A 17,808-nucleotide genomic window follows, 5' to 3' on the forward strand; every position below is an offset into this window, starting at 1 on the left:
AGCACTCCATTAGCTGTACACTCCATTATAATTTCAAATTTTGCAACAAGTCTTTTCTTATAGTAGTATGTAACAGTTTGCTGAATGTATTACTAAATCCCATACCGGCGACTTTTATTTTTATTTCGTTGCATATCTGCATTTATTTTATTTATTTAGATATGTATTTTGGTTCAGCAACTGCTTTAGTTTTTCTGTACCAGTCTTAACCTGGGAAGCACCGGAAGTTTGTATGTGGAATAAAAGCATCACAAACCGGTGTCAATGATGTGCAGTATTTCAATACTATTAATAATCACATAAACAGCAGAGCAGTCTGCTGTCGGATAATATTATACCCCGCCTATGGATTTAATAAATAATGATCTCTTTCAGACCGTATTTGACTCTGCCTCAAACGGTATTGCCGTTATGCAGGCTGTTTACGATGATAATAACAAGGTAAAGGATTTCTCTGTACTGCTGTTTAATGCTTATACCTTGAATTGGATCGGTGATAAACCTTATAAAGGCAGGCTGTACAGCGAGTTATTTCCAACGGTAAAACAAACGGGAATTCTGCAGAAATTTATTGAAACTGCCGAAACAGGTATTACGGCCCGTTTTGAACAGTGGTATGAGGGGGAAGGGATGAATCATTGGTTTCGGTTTACTGCAGTTAGGCAGGAAGATTTGCTGGTGGTAACTACAGATGATATTACTCAGAGCAAACAGACAGAAATTGCCCTGAACAGGGCACTCGAGGCCGCAGAGAAACAAAGACGGCTGTACGATTCCATTACAAACAACACGCCCGATCTGGTCTATGTATTTGATCTCAGTTACAATTTTATTTATGCCAATAAAGCATTATTGAATATGTGGGGCAAATCGGCGGAAGAGGCTATCGGAAGAGGCTTAAGAGAAAACGGTTATGAAGAGTGGCATGCCCAGATGCACGAAAGGGAAATTGATGAAGTGGCTGCTGTGAAAAAAACAGTCAGAGGTACCGTTTCCTTTCCTCATGCTGAGCTGGGCAGCCGTATTTACGACTATATCCTTGTCCCGGTCTTAAATGAGCGCGGAGAGGTTGAAGCTGTTGCAGGAACAACCCGTGATATTACCGATATAAAACAGGCCGAGGAAAAACTGCAACAAAGTGAAACGCGCTTTCGAAATATGATTGAGCAGGCACCTGTGGCTATATTGTTGTCCCGTGGTGAAGATGTTGTCATCGAGAGCATTAATAAGCCAATGCTCCAGTTTATGAACAAAAGTTCTGCCGATGAGGTGATTGGGAAAAAAATGATTGAGACACTGCCGGAACTTTCAGGCCAGCAGGCACTGCAAACCGTTATTGAGGTTCAAAAAACGGGAATTTCTTTTAGAGGAGATGATCAGCCCGTTGATTTAGTAATTAACGGCAGACTCGAGCGACGTTATTTTAATTTTTCTTATGACTGTATTCAGGAACCTTCAGGGAATTCTGCTGTACTTCATATGGCAGTTGATGTAACCGAAATGCTCTTATCCAGAAAGAAGATTGAAGAGAGCGAAAAACGTTTTCGTTCCTTGATTGAAGAGGCGCCTGTAGGTACCTGTTTATATGTCGGGCCGGACATGCGCATTGAAATTGCCAACAAAATTATTATGGATCAGTGGGGCAGAGGTCCTGAAGTAATTGGCAAAAACATGATAGACGTTTTTCCTGAGGTGAAAAACCAGCCTTTTCCTGAAATATTAAAAAAGGTTTACAAAACCGGAAAGCAGTACGAGCAAAAAGGAGCCAGGGCCGATATTATGATCGACGGTAAGCTCAAAACGTCGTACTTAGATTTCACCTACAAACCCTTATTTGATTCCAATGGCAGTATATATGCTATTTTAGATGTGGTTGTAGATGTAACCTCTCAGGTTAAAGCAAAACTGCTTCTGGAGGAAAATCAGGAATTTATACGTAAAATATTCTATAACTCTCCCGTAGCTAATTTGGTCTATGTTGGAAAAAATATGATATTGAGGGAAGCTAATGAAAAGATGCTCGAAATTTTCGGACGTGATGCTTCCATAATAGGAAAACCGATACTGGAAACTATTCCTGAATTGAGAAAGACTGATTTGTTTGAAAAATACAATGAGATCTTAGCCACCGGAGAAACGTACCAGGTATCTGCCCAGCGCATTGACCTTATTAAAGATGGAATTCCGCATTCGGGATATTATGATTATACCTATAAAGCGCTGATGGATGACAATGGTGCGGCCTATGGTATGATCTGCATTGCCGTGGAAGTAACAGATCAGGTATATGCCAGGCAAAAAGAGTTGGAGGCAGAAGCGCGTTTAAGAGGTGCTGTTGAATTAGCACAGCTGGGTACCTGGAGTATCGATGTAGCCACAAACGGACTTACTTACTCCGATCGTCTTATAGAATGGTTTGGATATGATCCTAAGGATCAGGATTATAATAAAGTGATCCCTATACTGGAAGACGAAGACCAGGAAAGAGTAGCAAAGGCAGTGGCCTGGGCGCTTAAACCTGAATCAGGAGGTATTTATGATGAAGTATATAAGGTAATTCATCCCATAACGGGTCATAAGAGAATCCTGCACGCTCAGGGAAAAACGGTATTTGATTTGGCAGGAAACCCAATTCGGATGCATGGTACCGCACAGGATGTGACCATACAGCATGAATTGCAAACGGCACTGGAACAGCAGGTTCTGATACGTACAGAGGAACTCGCAGCAACGGCTGATGAATTAGGAAAAACAAACGAAAATCTCGAAAAATCCAATCTGCGCCTGGTTCAGTCTAATGAAGAGCTGGCTCAGTTTGCCTATATTGCTTCACATGATCTTCAGGAACCGCTGCGAAAAATTATTACGTTTTCTAATTTGCTTGAAACAAGTCTCGGTGAGCACGCAGCTCCAAATGCAAAGAATTATATGAGCAAAATTCTGAATTCGTCTATGCGAATGCGAAGCCTGATCAGTGATGTTCTCAATTATTCACAGCTTGCCAAATCTGAAGAACAGTTCAAGGAAGTCAATCTCAACGAAATTGTTCAAAATCTTATAATGGATTATGACCTGCTGATTGAGCAGAAAAAGGCTAAAATTTATTTAGAAGACCTGCCGGTTATACAGGCAAATCCGATGCAAATGGCACAGTTGTTTAGAAATCTGATTGGCAACGCTTTAAAATTCACTAAAAAAGACAGGGATCCGATCATTTCAATAAAAGCTTTACCACTGGAGCCGCATGACATTGATAAAATCCATACTACTCATTCAAATGCTGAATTTTGCAAAATTCAGATAACGGATAATGGAATAGGTTTCGAAGCTGAATACTTTGAACGTATTTTTAATATCTTCCAGCGTCTGCACAGCAAATCCGATTATGAAGGAACCGGTATAGGACTCGCAATGTGTAAAAAGATCGTTCAAAATCACGGAGGTGATATAACTGCTGAGAGCCAATTTGGTGAAGGTGCTGTATTTACAATTATATTGCCGATAAATTCCGAAGTTTAACGTGTCAGCTGCATTTTTATTGTTCTGTCTTTATTATACGAATCTTACAAAGTAGATGAAAAGGATTACGAAGATGGTAAGATCGGTAACCAAAGCAACTTTTTCATTGGTGTTGGAAGTCTTTTTTATTGCGTGCTGAAGACCTGCAATTCCATAATAAATTCCGCTTGCAAAAGCACTTACAATTCTCCATTCAGGTTTGTACAGGGACACAATACCCACAAGACCGAAACAAATATTTGCAAAACCTAATTCCCGAAGAATCGGAAAACTTTCAGTACTCTCCAGTTCAAAAATGACTTTTGCCGTAAATTCTGGATTTTTTACTTGTTTGATTCCAGCCAAAAATAAACGAAGCCCGACTGCTGAAAAAATAAACCATTTACTAAAAAGTTCAAAAGTTAAAGCGTGGCTGTTCCAGAAATGGTCTGATAAAAAACCGACTACGGGAATAACAAAAGTTAAAACCGTTACACTACTCATGTAAAATAAATTGGGCTTGTTTTCTTCTTTATTTGTGGTCATTGTTTTTTCTCTTTAATCCAACTATAAGTTTAGGGTGCACTGGTATTTCGAATGGCAGCTTACCTGAAACCTTCTCAAAAGTGCGGTATTCATTATATTATAAAATGAGTGGCACAAATAAAAAGGCTTTTAGGGAAGCCTGAATAATTGCGCTTTACAGGAAAGTACCAAACCTTTCAAAATGGCAGGTATAACCGTTAGGATTCTTTAGAAGGTAATCCTGATGATATTCTTCCGCAGGCCAGAATTTTGTGTAAGGTTCGAGTGTGGTGACCACTTTACCCGGCCAGCGTGCAGCATCATCGACAATTTTAATGATCTCCCTGGCCGTTTCTTCCTCCTGTTCGTCCTGAATAAATAGAGCCGATCTGTAACTGGATCCCCTGTCATTACCCTGCTGATCGACAGTCGAAGGGTCATGCATCCTGAAAAAATAATCCAGAAGTTTACGATACGATGTTTCATTGGGATCGTACGTAATTTCTATTCCTTCTGCATGTCCGGGATGGTTAGGGTAAGTAGGGTTGTCGTTGCTTCCGCCAATGTAGCCTACCTGAGTGTCTTTTACTCCGGGACGTACGCGAAACAGGTCTTCCATTCCCCAGAAGCAGCCCCCTGCTATATATGCTTTTTTTAAATTTTCCATAATTGCTATTTAAATGATTGTAATTATTTTTCTTTATAAGTAAAACCAAAGATAAAGAGTATATCTAAATTAGGGTAATTAATACCGAAATTAAATTGGGAAAACAGAAAGCCAAAATGGTCGAAAGCACCTAAAGAAAAAAAGTAAGCCTGACTCATTTTTCATTCTGTTTTTAAATAGTCTGATAATCCTGCAAATTTAATACTGTTGGCCGCTTATTCATCAATATTATAATTTTTTATATTTCACGACACTGGCATTAATTTGCGAAATATAGTCAATAAGAAAATTAATATAATATCTATTTAGTTGATATTTAATAGTTTATTACTTTAGTATAGTTATTGTTTTCGGTATTGGCCTATGGGATTCAATTACAAAAACGGACATCAAGTCAGGGACTCTTTTATTTTAAAAGCCTGAAGTAAAATTGAATCCCTATCATTTAATCTGCTGAGTTTAACTGAGCTGTATCTGTAAAGCGCTATTACTAATTTAAATAATAAATCTTATGACAAAATCGAAATCCATTATTCTCATACACGGGAATTTTGTAAACGACACCACCTGGGCAAAGTGGAAAGAACGTTATGAACAAAAAGGCTATAAGGTCTATACACCGGCTAATCCGGGTCATGGAGGTAATCCCTCTGATTTGAGAAAACAGGTTCATCCCGATCTTATTAAAACAGGTTTTACAGACGTGGTGAACAACATTGTAAGGCTTGTAGACAGTCTTCCGGAAAAGCCATTAATTATCGGGCATTCAATGGCAGGAATGGCAGCAATGAAACTACTGGAACTGGGCAAAGCAGCCGCTGCAGTAAGTATTGATGGTGCTCCTCCAAAGAATGTTTTTCCTCCTTTCTCAACATTAAAGGCAGTGTTGCCTGCATTTGGTTTTTTTTCGGCTACAAAGTATTTTATGGGGAGCCGTGACTGGTATGACAAATGTTTTTTTAACACATTGCCCGAAAGTGAAAGAGCGCGTACTTTTGACAGTATTGCAGTCCCTGAAAGTTATAAGGTGAATCGTGAACTGGTACTGAACTCTTTTTCTAATATTGATTTTGGTAAAGCACACAACCCTATTTTATTTATTGGGGGAGGCAGTGATGCTATTTTTCCGGCTTCTCTTACTACAAAACTGGCAAAAAAGTATAAAGACAGCAACAGCCGTGTTGATTTGAAGATTTTTCAGGGTAAAAGTCATTTTATCTGTGGAGAGACGGGTTGGGAAATAGTAGCAGATTATATAACAGACTGGTACGAGAAATTATAAAAAGTAAAAAAGCTGTCGGTTGTAGGACACCTTTCAGATTGGTTCATGAAAATATCTGGTTTAAAATGATAAATGAACTAAAATGAATTCAAATTATTAGTAACAATTTAAAAGAAAGTAAAATGGCTAAAATTACAGTAAAAGACGGAACAGAAATTTATTATAAAGATTGGGGAACAGGAACACCTCTTTTTTTTCATCATGGCTGGCCATTGTCAGCAGATGATTGGGATGCGCAGCTGCTTTTTTTCCTGGATCAGGGCTTTAGAGTTATTGCACATGACAGGAGAGGACATGGAAGATCTACGCAAACGGATACCGGTAATGAAATGGATACTTACGCCGCTGATGTAGCGGAGCTTACCACATTTCTGGACTTAAAGGACGCGATACATATTGGGCATTCCACCGGTGGTGGTGAAGCAATTCGATATGCTGCAAAATATGGTAAAAACCGCGTTTCAAAGGTAATTCTTATAAGCGCAGTAACACCATATATGGTTCATGATGAAAACAATCCGGAAGGTGTGCCAATTGCGGTATTTGATGATATCCGTTTTAATACCGCCAATAACAGGCAACAATTTTATCAGGATATCACTTTTCCGTTTTATGGCTATAACAGGGAAGGGGCAGCTATCAAAAAAGGAATTCAGGATAATTGGTGGCGCCAGGGAATGATGGGCGGTATTAAGGCACATTATGACTGCATAAAAGCATTCTCTGAAACAGATTTTACTGAAGACCTAAAAAGTGTTGATTTCCCTGTACTTATATTACATGGCGAGGACGATCAGATAGTTCCTTATAATGTTACTGCGTTAAGAGCTATTAAACTGGTAAAAAACGGGAAATTGATCACTTATCCGGGACTTTGTCACGGAATGCCGACAACAGATGCTGAAACTGTTAATTCAGATATTTTAGCTTTTATTAAATCCTGAAATGTTTATTCCGGATTTTCTGTATTATTTTTTTAGCGGTTAAATTATATAAATAAAAAAAATACAAAATGGATGCAAGTATATATTCAAAAACAGCCCTGATCATAATTGACCCTTTCAATGACTTTCTGTCTGAAGGGGGAAAGCTATATTCCGTCACAAAAGAAACTGTGGAAGGTATTTCTCTGGTTCAAAATCTTAAAAAATTAATCGAAGGAGCGCGAGAGCGTAAAATACAGGTAATTTATGCGCCGCACCATCACACAACGAAAGAGGATTATTTAAATTGGAAATTTCTGGCACCTTCACATCAGGGCAGTAAGAATATAGTTTTATTTGAAAAAAATAGCTGTGGTTGAATTTCATCCTGAAATTCAACCACAGCCAGGTGATTTAATCGCTCAAAATCATTGGACCGGCAGTGGCTTTGCCAATACCGATTTGGATTTTTTATTAAGAGCACATAACATTGACCATATTATAATCGCAGGAATGAGAGCGAATACCTGTATTGATTCTACTGCAAGATATGGCGTCGAACTCGGTTATCATGTGACGCTGATTAAAGACGGAATAGCAGCCTTTAACTGGGAAGAAATCCGGGTTACTGTCGAAATTACTTTTCCAAACTATGGACATGCAATGTTGACCACTGAAGAATTTATAAACAGTCCTCAATCCTGAAATAATGGAAATCATCTCAGGAAGCAGCACAACAGCCCTGATTACTGTAGCAACAGAAATTATGGAGGAGACAGAGGTTATGAGTTAGAGATTGGTTTAGGGAGAGTGTTTAGCAGCTTTTTAAAAAACAGCTTTGTTTTGGGTCGAAAAAAATAAGATGTTCAGAGATTTATTTTATTTAGAAATTTCTGAATGTCTTTTTTTAAATATGCTTTTTCCGGTTTGTTAATTTCTTCCAGAACAGGAATCCAGCTCTTTTCAGGACTTACTTTTTTATAAAATAATTGCAGGGACTGCCGCAACCCTGAATATTTTTTTTTATCCTGACCACTGAGCAAAATTTCAATCACGGCAGGCCAGATTAACCAATAGTGTCCGGAGCTGAAATGTTTCATAATTAACTTAAAAAAGCTTTTATGTATCGATCCAATACTAAAACGATTGTATTTATTTCAGGAGCATTTGTGAGTCATCATTATTGGGAGCAATGGATTGTTTTTTTCGAAAGTAAAGGGTATAAAGCAGTAGCACCACCGTGGCTTCATAAAAATGATACTGCCGAAAATCTCAGAAAACAAAATTTAAACTCTAAAACAGGAGCAATCCGCTTATCTGAGCTTTTGTGTTATTACAAGGAAATAATTGAAATACTTCCTGAAAAACCAATTTTGATCGGACATTCCTACGGCGGGCTTATAGTGCAGTTATTAATTCAACAGGATTTAGCTTCGGCAGGAATCTGTATCAACTCATTTCCGCCTGCAGGTTGTACCGTTTCAAAATGTTCTTTTTATAAAAATATTTTTAGGTTTTCCTACAGTCTTTTTTCTGATAAAAAGACATTTTTTTTATCCTTTAAGAAATGGCAGCATGTTTACTTCAATACCAATTCAGCTGAAAAACAGAAAACTACTTATGAGAAATTCCTGATTCCCGAATCAAAAAGAGCCTTTAGGGATTTATTTTTAGAAAATACAACTATAAACTTTAAAAGAAAACATGTTCCTCTTTTCTTTATTTCGGCTTCAGAAGACAAAATCATTTCTTCAAAACTAGTGTACTGGAACTTCAGAAAGTACAAAAACTTCCATTCGCTAACCTGTTATAGAGAAGTCCGGAATAAAAGCCATTTTGTGATACTTGATTGCCAATGGGAAGAAACGGCTCAGCATAGTTCCCAATGGCTAAAAAAAATCTTTAGCTGACTTCTTTATTGATTTGAAGTTTTTTAATTCTTGAAGTTAAGGTTGAAGGATTAATATTTAGAATTTCTGCCGCCCCGCCAGCTCCGGAAACTTTTCCATTACATTTTTTAAGAATATAAAGAATATAATCACGTTCATTGTCTAAGATCGTTTTAATAGAGAATGATTCCGCATTCTGTTCTGGTTTAAAGGCTGATGAAGGTGAAAATTCAATTGTTTTAATGGTGCTTTCTTCATTAAGCAAAATCGTACGTTGTATAATATGTTCGAGTTCTCTAATATTGCCCGGCCAATTATAATTGATTAGCTGTTGTAAGGCTATATTAGAAAGTAATGGAGGTTTTATACTCATATTCTCACTGTACATTTTTATAAAATGATCTGCCAGTTCAGGGATATCTTCTTTTCTGGTTCTAAGGGATGGTACTAAAATTGGAAAAACATAAAGTCTGTAATACAAATCCATTCTGAAACGCCCGGCTGCAACCTCATGTTCAAGATCCTTATTGGTTGCTGCTATAATTCGGACATCAATTTTCAGCGGTACAAGTCCACCAACACGTTCTATGTCTTTTTCCTGCAAAACACGTAATAATTTAACTTGAAGTGTCATTGGCATTTCTCCAATTTCATCCAGAAACAGGGTACCGCCATCAGCTAATTCAAACTTTCCTATGCGTTTTTCCAGTGCTCCGGTAAAAGCCCCTTTTTCATGACCAAAAAGTATAGACTCAGCCAGATTTTCGGGTATTGCACCGCAGTTTACAATAATTAAAGGTTTTTCTTTTCGTGGTGATAATGCATGAATACTTTGGGCAATTTTTTCTTTTCCGGTGCCACTTTCACCCAGTATCAAAACAGAAGTCTGCGACGGTGCCACTTTTTTGATATAGTTAAAAACCGTTGCCATCTGGGAACTATTTCCAATTATTCCTTCAAAACCTGATTTTGTACTTTCTGCTTGTTCTTTTTTTGGAGGAGCAGTTTTTATTGTTGTTGGCTCGATTGCTTTTTTATCTAAAAAAAGATGAGTTATCAGCCCGGAAAGTGTGCTTTGTAATTGCTTTAAAAGAAGCAAATTTTCATCAGAATAAGTATTAAAGTTTCTGCTGTAGAAAGTGAAGCAAAACTGCTGGGAATCTCCTGCGCTAAAAGGGAAAACCAGGTACGATCTGATACCGAAATTATGGGCTATTATTCCTTTTATAGGGGATGTCTGAAAATTATTGATTAATGATTCCTGGCTGTAAATAGCAGGAAGTATGTCGATCTGGGATTTTTTATAAGTTTCATCTAATTCCTTAATTGAAATTTCAGCTATTTTAGAAAGTTTTGATACTGTAATAGTTTGATATTCCTCTATGTTTTTGCGCACAATACCAATATTAGAATACTGGTCTGCAGCATTAAATCCGGCTTCCAGATAATCGAAAGAGATAAAAGTCTGAATTATTTGTGCAAAGGAGATCAAACCGTCTTCGGGATTCAGATTTGAATTTAGTAATTCACTTATATTATTTTTAAGTTGAAACTGATGCATCAGTTGAGATTCCAGACTATAGGTTTGCCTGTAAAAAGCAATTTCAAGAGTAGTCAGAATATCCTGTTCTCTAAAGGGTTTAATGATAAACCCGTAGGGACATGTTATTTTGGCTTCATTTAAAATTAATTTACTTGAATTCGCTGAAATAAATATAAACGCAATATTTCTATTCTTTAATATATGAGCCAGATCTATTCCGTTTTTGTCCCCTTTAAGCATAATATCAAGAAATACCAGATCAGGTGTCTGAGTCCGGAGTTTTTCCAGAGCCTGATCTACAGAACGCGCAATGCCGAGCACTTCATAATTTGCTTTTTCTACAATTAGCTGCAGATCATGTGCTTCAACAAATTGGTCTTCAACAATAAGGATGCTTTTTTTTACCAGGTTTTCAGATTGTGGGTTTTCATCAGACAACGTTCCCATATATAATATTATTGAGTTTATAAACTTATGATTTATTACCATAAAAATAGTTAATTATCCCCATTAATATTATTGTTTTCTCTGAATTTTAATAAAAAAAAATCATATTTAATGTGAATTTTCCTGATATTTTTCAAACATGCTTCTGGTTTATTTTTATATTTGTTTTTAACTAAAACCAATTTCAAAAACCTGATTTGTAGTTAATTATGAAAAAAAATCTGTATTTCTATTGCATCTTATTAATAACTTGCTCAGCATTAGCTCAGGTATCGCCTGCAATTGCCAGATATGATCTCCCTAAAAAAAGATTACTACTTCAGTTTTGTTCAACTTATTTGTATAATTCTAATCAGGGTGCCATAGATGTAGACAGTTCAGTTGTTTTAGCCGCTACAGCTTATAAATTGCCTTTAAGGCTGGCGTATGATGAAGGTTTTAATGAGGAATCATTAATTGGAAGTGATTTAATGGAGAAAGGAAATAGTAAAGGGATACAAAAGCTGATTGCTAAATCAACAGGTCTGGAAAAAATTAAAATATTACTTCAACTAGGGAGCTTTTACCTTTTTAAACCGGGTGTAAAACCAGACGATCTTCAAAAGGCAAAGCTTTATATGGATCAGGCATTTGCAGAGAGTAATAAATTAAAAGTTGTAAAATGGCAGCATCAAAGTCTGTTGCTGCTTGGTAAATATTATTATCAGGCAAATAATCAGTCTGAAAGTAAAAAATGTTTTTTACAGGTTATAAACGAATGTCGCAAAAGTAATGATAAACTAGGTTTAGCTCAGGGTTTAGAAGCGCAGGGAGATGCATTATCTAATTTAGACCCTGAAAAAGAAAAAATCCTGCTGGAAGTAATTTCACTTTATGCATCTTTAGGATTAGAAGAAAAAAGAATTGAGAATTACAGCAAGATTACGACCATTTATTTTTGGTCAGGAAGAATGCAGGAAGCAAAAAAGAGACTGTATCAAAGTTTAATTGATTTGCGTAAAATTGGTTTCAGACACCAGCAATTTACAGAAACAACAATCGTCTATGTCGAATTGCACCAGCACAACATAAAAGACGCTTTGTACTATGCGCTAAAAAGCGTGAAAAGAATGGAAACGGAGAAGGATTATACTTTTGCAGATATTTTTTACATGCGCCTCGGCGACGTTTATAATATATACGGCCATAATGAGGAAGCATTGGAATTATACAAAAAAAGTATTGAAATCGGACGTAACGATCTGGATACCGGCACCTGGTATAAAAGTTTTTTTAGTGCTGTTGCCGCTTTATCGCTAAAAGGAAAGAATAAAGAAGCCATTGCTTATATTAATTCCATGACAGCAAAATACCCTCCGAAAAGTACTTTCGATAAAATGTCGGTTGCCTTTATCAGGGCAAATTGTTACGAGGCATTAAAGAATAATGTTCAGGCTGAAAAATATTTTAAGGAAATGGACTATTATGCCCAGCAGCTCCACGGGCCGGAAACATCCAGAGAAATCGCCCATCAATATACTATGATGGCCTTATTTTACATTAACACAAACAGACCGCAAAAAGCGCAGCCTTACACAGATAAAGTTTTGGCACTTGGTAATGTCAGCAGTAAAACTTCCAATTCAGATGTTTTTCAAATGTTACTGTATAAAACAGATTCCATCAACGGAAATTTCAAAGGAGCTTTAGCTCATTTTCAGGATTATAAAAGAATAAACGATTCCATTCATGGAGTTTCCAGAAACAAGCAGATTGATGAACTGAAAATTGCCTATGAAACTAAAAATAAAGAACAGGAAATTAAATTTTTAAATAATCAATCAAAATTACGGGAAAGCGAATTGCAAAAATCTAAACTTTTAAATAATGTTTCCATTGGAAGTTTAATTCTTTTGCTGATCATAATTGGATTGTTGTATAACCGTTATCGCTTAAAACAACGAAATCACAGCAAACTGGAGATCAAGGAAAGAGAAATTAACCAAAAGAACATTAATTTGAGACATTTACTGGATGAAAAAGAATGGCTGTTGAAGGAAGTTCATCATCGGGTAAAAAATAATTTGCAAACCGTAATAAGCCTTTTAAGTTCACAAGCGGCTTATTTAAATAATGATATGGCTTTGTCTGCAATCAAAAACAGCCAGCACAGAATACATTCGATGTCATTAATTCATCAAAAACTATATAAGTCAGACAATATTGCAACCATTCATATGTCTAACTATATCAAAGATTTGGTTGAATATTTAAAAGATTCTTTTTCTACCGGACAGCGAATCCGCTTTGAAATTACAGTTGAACCACTGGAGTTAGATGTCGCACAGGCAATTCCGATTGGTCTTATCCTGAATGAAGCCATTACCAATTCAATTAAATATGCTTTTCCGGATAACAGCATCGGATTAGTTCGTGTACTACTGGAAAAAACAGAAGCAGATTACTATCTGCTGACTATTTCAGATAACGGAATCGGAATTGATACTACTTTAAGCAATAGTAAAACAGACTCTTTTGGTATGAGTTTAATAAAAGGTCTGAGTGAGGATTTAGAGGGGAAATTTATCATGGAAAACAACAATGGGACTATCTTAAAACTTGAGTTTAAACCGGAGCACCCTCTCGATAAAAAGTACCTGAAGAAACCAGATCATAATTTTGACATTTAATAGACTTTAAAAAAAACAGATAGTTCAGGAGTTTCGCTGAAGTATAATCAATTTATGAATATCTCATTTACACTTTCAATGATGTTCCTAAACATCATATAAATCAAATCCATGAATAAGAAGCCGGTTCCGGACCAGATTTATTCATGGATTTGTGTTTTTAATAATACGACTTCCTCGTTTATCTTTTTGTTTAAAGCTCCGGAATTCCCTTTGCTGGCGATCGTATTGCTGAAGAATCTGAATTTACAATGTACAGCCAATGTTTTCATCATATTTCGCAAATCTACCTGCGAGGCTCGCGAAATATAAAACAAAAAAGCAGTATGAAAAAACAGAAAACCACTGTTAATCAGTTGTTTGGTTTTTGGTATTTGAATTGTTTGATAAGAAGCAACGGATTAAAATATCTTCTTAACCGGATAGATTTTATGTACAGTGGATCGATCCGATCTAAATGTAATTAATATGCTGCCCTGGTATAACGTTATTTCAAAGCTTTATTAAAGATCAGAATTCTAATACTAAACCAAAATAAATACAATTATGGAAAATAACAAATTGACTACTTCTACGGGAACGCCGGTTGCGGATAATCAAAACATTCAGACAGCAGGCAAAAGGGGACCGGCACTGCTTCAGGACGTCTGGTTTTTGGAAAAAATGGCTCACTTTGACAGAGAAGTAATACCGGAGAGGCGCATGCATGCAAAGGGATCAGGCGCATATGGGGAATTTATTGTTACACAGGATATAACACGTTTTACTAAAGCCGATCTATTTTCAGAAATTGGAAAAACTACTCCGATGTTTGTAAGATTTTCGACTGTTGCCGGAGAACGCGGTGCGGCCGATGCGGAGCGTGACATTCGCGGTTTTGCACTTAAGTTTTATACGCAGCAGGGGAACTGGGATCTTGTAGGCAATAATACTCCCGTATTTTTCCTCAGGGATCCCTTAAAATTCCCGGATCTGAATCATGCGGTGAAACGCGACCCCAAAACTAACCTGCGAAGCGCAGATAATAACTGGGATTACTGGACGCTGCTTCCCGAAGCACTGCATCAGATTACAATTAACATGACCGACAGGGGCATTCCTAAATCCTATAGAAATATGCATGGATTCGGTAGTCATACCTATAGTTTTATAAATGCACAGAAGGAAAGATTCTGGGTTAAATTTCATTTCAGAACACAGCAGGGTATAGAAAATATTTCCGATGCTGAGGCAGCAGCGATTATAGGCGATGACAGGGAAAGTCATCAGAGGGATCTGTTTGAAAATATTGAAAAAGGAAATCTGCCGGAGTGGAAGTTCTATATTCAGATTATGAGTGAAGAGCAGGCTTACAATTATTCCCAAAATCCTTTTGATCTGACAAAAGTATGGCCACATGGGGAGTTCCCTCTTATCGAGACCGGAAAATTTGTACTGAACAGAAATCCGGAAAATTACTTTGCAGAAGTAGAGCAGGCTGCTTTTAACCCCGCCAATATTGTTCCCGGCATCGGATTTTCTCCCGACAAAATGCTTCAGGGCCGCCTTTTTTCTTATGGAGATGCCCAGCGTTACCGTTTAGGTGTCAACAATTCACAGATTCCCGTCAATGCTGCAAAATGTCCTTATCACGCCTTTCACAGGGATGGAGCCATGCGTGTGGACGGGAATTATGGAGCTGCCAAAGGTTATGAGCCAAACAGTTTTGGAGAATGGCAGCAGCAGCCCGAGTACAAGGAACCACCTCAGGCTTTATTTGATGATGCATGGCAGTGGGACCATCGGGAAGACAATGATTATTTTTCTCAGCCGGGTAATCTTTTCAGGCTACTGACACCTGATAAGAAAGAACTGCTTTTTTCAAATACAGCCAGAGCAGTTGGCAGCGCAGAGGAATTTATTCAGGTACGGCACATTCAAAATTGTTATAAAGCCGATCCGGATTATGGGCGAGGTGTTGCAAAAGCTTTAGGTATTGACATAGGTAATCTAACCTGGTCTGAAGAGAAGTGATCTTTATCAGTCACATTTGTAGCGAAAGTAATTATCGAAAAGGCTGATTTAAATTAATAAGAAAATGAATTTATAATCCAAAAATTAAAATTTATAGTATGAAAACAAAGACTTCAAATGTAGTAATCCTGACCACAATAACAGGTAAAAACGCACAGGATACGGCGCATGGCAGTGAAACTCAATATGCAGAATTGGCCGGAAGAAAACTGGCATACCGTTCCATTGGAAACGGAGCACCCCTAATTTTAAGCAATCGTTTCAGAGGTACTCTTGATACCTGGGATCCATTATTTTTAGATACACTTTCCGAGAATTTTCGGGTTATCACCTTCGATTATTCGGGAATCGGCTACTCGACGGGAACTCTGCCGACTGATGCGGTCTCTGTAGCAAAAGACATAAAGGATTTGGCTGCTTATTTAAAACTGGAGAAAACAGCTGTACTTGGATGGTCCTGGGGAGGACTGATTGCTCAGGCGGCAACACTTGAATATCCGGAACTTATCACACACGCTGTAATTATCGGATCAGTGCCGGTGGGGGAAAGAACAGTAGATATAGAACCCGCTTTCCTTCAGGCTGCGGTAAAGCCATTGAATGATTTTGAGGATGAAATTATTCTTTTTTATGAACCAAAGTCCCGGAAATCAATAGCGGCTGCTGAAATTTCTTATGAAAGAATCCGCAAAAGGCTTGACGTATCTAAAATTCCTTCTACTATGGATGTTTTTCAGCTTTATTTTCAGGCAGGTGGAGCAGCTGCGGAAGACAAGGAAGGACTCAGAGACAAACTTAAAGAAACGGCTGTTCCAATTTTGGTAATATCAGGAGACAACGATATTAGCGCCGCCGTAGAAAACTGGTTTCCGCTGCTTCGGGAGCTTCCTACCGTACATATTATTATACTTCCTCACGCTGGCCACGCCCCGCAGCATCAGGAACCCATATTGACTGCCGGATATATAAAAACTTTTCTGGCGCAATAAAGAAGCAACAGAAGAAGGTTTGTTTGAAATTACCGATTCATTTGAAACAAGATAGTACTGCATGAAATTAAATTTACTGAATATGCTGCGATGTTTTTTGACGGCAGCACTATTGTATAGATATGGATGTAAACTCTCAGAGCATAGAGGCTTGTAATTTTTATTTCACAATTGCAGCGATACTTGCTGTGCTGATACTGATTGTTTTGATTTTAACAATTATAGTTTCTTTTTCCCTGAAGCAGAATGTTTCTGAACGTTATAAGCTCAGCTGTGAAAATAAAATAAGATTGGAAGAGGAAAAAAAGAAATAGTCTAAAAAGGAAAACCTCTCCGTTTCGTTTATTACGAATTTGGAGAGGTATTTCATGTTAACCTGATTCTGATCTTTCCAACTGGTTCAGGTATCGATTTTTTTAATATTTATTCCCGAATCGCCTAAGGATTCATAGTGCCTTGATATTTTTTCTTAAATGTCGCTAAAAAAATATGTTTTTACGAAATATAGAAAGCAGACCCGGTTAAAATACGCTGATTAAAGCAGTATTGTACTGTCAATTTCCGGGAGATAAAGTTCCAGTCCGGCATTTTTAAATCCGTCATATGCTTTCTGATGATCCATTACGATAAAGCCAAACGTATCATAGTGAACGCCTAATATTTTAGTGACCCCCACCAGTTTTGATGCTTCAACCGCCTCTTCTATACCCATTGTAAGTCCGTCTCCGATTGGGAAAACAGCAAAATCAAGGGAAGTAAATTTTGGTATCAGCTGCATGTCGAGAGTCAGGGCAGTATCTCCGCTGTAGTAAAAATTACCGTCAATAGTGGTCAGAACAAAACCGCTGGCGATACCACCGTAAGAGCCATCCATGAAGCTGCTTGAATGCTGTGCTGTAACACATTTTACAGTTCCAAAATCAAAATCATATTTACCGCCGGGATTGATGGGATGTGCATTTTCGATCCCATTTTTTAAAAGCCAGTTGTAGATTTCAAAATTCCCAAGCACTTTCGCTCCGGTATTTTTGGCAATACGCTCCACATCCAGAATATGATCATAATGCGCATGGGAAATAAAAATGTAATCTGCTTTTATGGCATCTACATCCACATCTCTGGCAAGTTCATTGGGGGTTATAAAAGGATCAAAAAGAATATGTTTTCCATTGGCATATACAGAAAAACAAGAATGACCGTAGTACGTTACTTTCATAATAAATAAGATTAGTAAATTTATAATTAGAAATAATTGACAAAAAATAGTATTCAAGTAATGTGCCGCTACATTGACTTGCAGATAGCTCAATGGAAAAAAAACATTTAATAGGTGGATTTTTTATTTCAATCGTGGAATTAGCTA

General features: G+C 37.3%; 15 protein-coding genes. 10 read left to right on the forward strand and 5 right to left on the reverse strand.

The window, feature by feature from the left end:
- Positions 1–345 precede the first annotated feature (345 nt).
- Positions 346–3,519: a PAS domain-containing sensor histidine kinase gene (locus EV142_RS19480; protein WP_132037519.1), complete on the forward strand. Its 3,174-nt coding sequence runs from the start codon at positions 346–348 to the stop codon at positions 3,517–3,519.
- Between the two features lie 33 nt (positions 3,520–3,552).
- Here the strand turns inward: EV142_RS19480 and EV142_RS19485 are convergent, their stop codons facing one another.
- Together EV142_RS19485 and msrA are read right to left on the reverse strand one after the other, a co-directional pair.
- Positions 3,553–4,044 (reverse strand): DUF6790 family protein, encoded by a 492-nt coding sequence (locus tag EV142_RS19485; protein WP_132037520.1) that lies wholly within the window; start codon positions 4,042–4,044, stop codon positions 3,553–3,555.
- Between the two features lie 154 nt (positions 4,045–4,198).
- Entirely contained in the window at positions 4,199–4,690 is a 492-nt protein-coding gene (msrA, locus tag EV142_RS19490; RefSeq protein WP_132037521.1) for a peptide-methionine (S)-S-oxide reductase MsrA, read from the reverse strand.
- 511 nt (positions 4,691–5,201) lie between these two features.
- On the opposite strand from msrA, the gene EV142_RS19495 reads away from it, so the two are divergent.
- From EV142_RS19495 to EV142_RS24545, 4 genes are all read left to right on the forward strand, one after another.
- Positions 5,202–5,972, forward strand: a complete 771-nt coding sequence (locus EV142_RS19495; RefSeq protein ID WP_132037522.1) for an alpha/beta hydrolase — start codon at positions 5,202–5,204, stop codon at positions 5,970–5,972.
- 122 nt (positions 5,973–6,094) lie between these two features.
- Positions 6,095–6,916 (forward strand): alpha/beta fold hydrolase, encoded by an 822-nt coding sequence (locus tag EV142_RS19500; protein ID WP_132037523.1) that lies wholly within the window; start codon positions 6,095–6,097, stop codon positions 6,914–6,916.
- A gap of 68 nt (positions 6,917–6,984) precedes the next feature.
- A complete protein-coding gene (locus tag EV142_RS24540) occupies positions 6,985–7,275 on the forward strand; it encodes an isochorismatase family protein (protein ID WP_202978514.1) in 291 nt (96 codons plus the stop codon).
- The gene (locus EV142_RS24545; RefSeq protein WP_202978513.1) at positions 7,253–7,600 is read left to right on the forward strand and encodes a cysteine hydrolase family protein; all 348 of its coding nucleotides are present in this window, start codon (positions 7,253–7,255) and stop codon (positions 7,598–7,600) included. The genes EV142_RS24540 and EV142_RS24545 overlap by 23 nt, the downstream gene beginning before the upstream one ends.
- 161 nt (positions 7,601–7,761) lie before the next feature.
- Here EV142_RS24545 and EV142_RS19510 read toward each other — a convergent pair whose 3' ends face one another.
- Complete coding sequence (locus tag EV142_RS19510) at positions 7,762–7,995, reverse strand: hypothetical protein (RefSeq protein WP_132037524.1); 234 nt, start codon at positions 7,993–7,995, stop codon at positions 7,762–7,764.
- Positions 7,996–8,016: 21 nt separating this feature from the next.
- Between EV142_RS19510 and EV142_RS19515 the strand changes: the two genes are divergently transcribed.
- A complete protein-coding gene (locus EV142_RS19515; protein ID WP_132037525.1) occupies positions 8,017–8,805 on the forward strand; it encodes an alpha/beta fold hydrolase in 789 nt (262 codons plus the stop codon).
- Here EV142_RS19515 and EV142_RS19520 read toward each other — a convergent pair.
- Positions 8,798–10,774, reverse strand: coding sequence for a sigma 54-interacting response regulator (locus tag EV142_RS19520; protein ID WP_158286350.1), 1,977 nt, complete (start codon positions 10,772–10,774; stop codon positions 8,798–8,800). The two genes, EV142_RS19515 and EV142_RS19520, sit on opposite strands and share 8 nt — an antisense overlap.
- A 209-nt stretch (positions 10,775–10,983) precedes the next feature.
- Here EV142_RS19520 and EV142_RS19525 point away from each other — a divergent pair, with 209 nt between their 5' ends.
- The 4 genes from EV142_RS19525 (at position 10,984) to EV142_RS19540 (ending at position 16,445) form a co-directional block, all read left to right on the forward strand.
- Positions 10,984–13,443 carry a sensor histidine kinase gene (locus tag EV142_RS19525; RefSeq protein WP_132037527.1) on the forward strand — a complete coding sequence of 820 codons (2,460 nt, stop codon included), beginning with the start codon at positions 10,984–10,986 and terminating at the stop codon, positions 13,441–13,443.
- A gap of 111 nt (positions 13,444–13,554) precedes the next feature.
- Positions 13,555–13,755 (forward strand): hypothetical protein, encoded by a 201-nt coding sequence (locus EV142_RS19530; protein ID WP_132037528.1) that lies wholly within the window; start codon positions 13,555–13,557, stop codon positions 13,753–13,755.
- A 234-nt stretch (positions 13,756–13,989) separates the two neighbouring features.
- Complete coding sequence (locus tag EV142_RS19535) at positions 13,990–15,456, forward strand: catalase (protein WP_132037529.1); 1,467 nt, start codon at positions 13,990–13,992, stop codon at positions 15,454–15,456.
- Positions 15,457–15,554: 98 nt separating this feature from the next.
- Positions 15,555–16,445 carry an alpha/beta fold hydrolase gene (locus EV142_RS19540; RefSeq protein ID WP_132037530.1) on the forward strand — a complete coding sequence of 297 codons (891 nt, stop codon included), beginning with the start codon at positions 15,555–15,557 and terminating at the stop codon, positions 16,443–16,445.
- 535 nt (positions 16,446–16,980) lie between these two features.
- Here the strand turns inward: EV142_RS19540 and EV142_RS19545 are convergent.
- A complete protein-coding gene (locus tag EV142_RS19545; protein ID WP_132037531.1) occupies positions 16,981–17,661 on the reverse strand; it encodes a metal-dependent hydrolase in 681 nt (226 codons plus the stop codon).
- Positions 17,662–17,808 lie beyond the last annotated feature (147 nt).

The organism is Flavobacterium circumlabens (assembly GCF_004345565.1).
Lineage (GTDB): Bacteria > Bacteroidota > Bacteroidia > Flavobacteriales > Flavobacteriaceae > Flavobacterium > Flavobacterium circumlabens.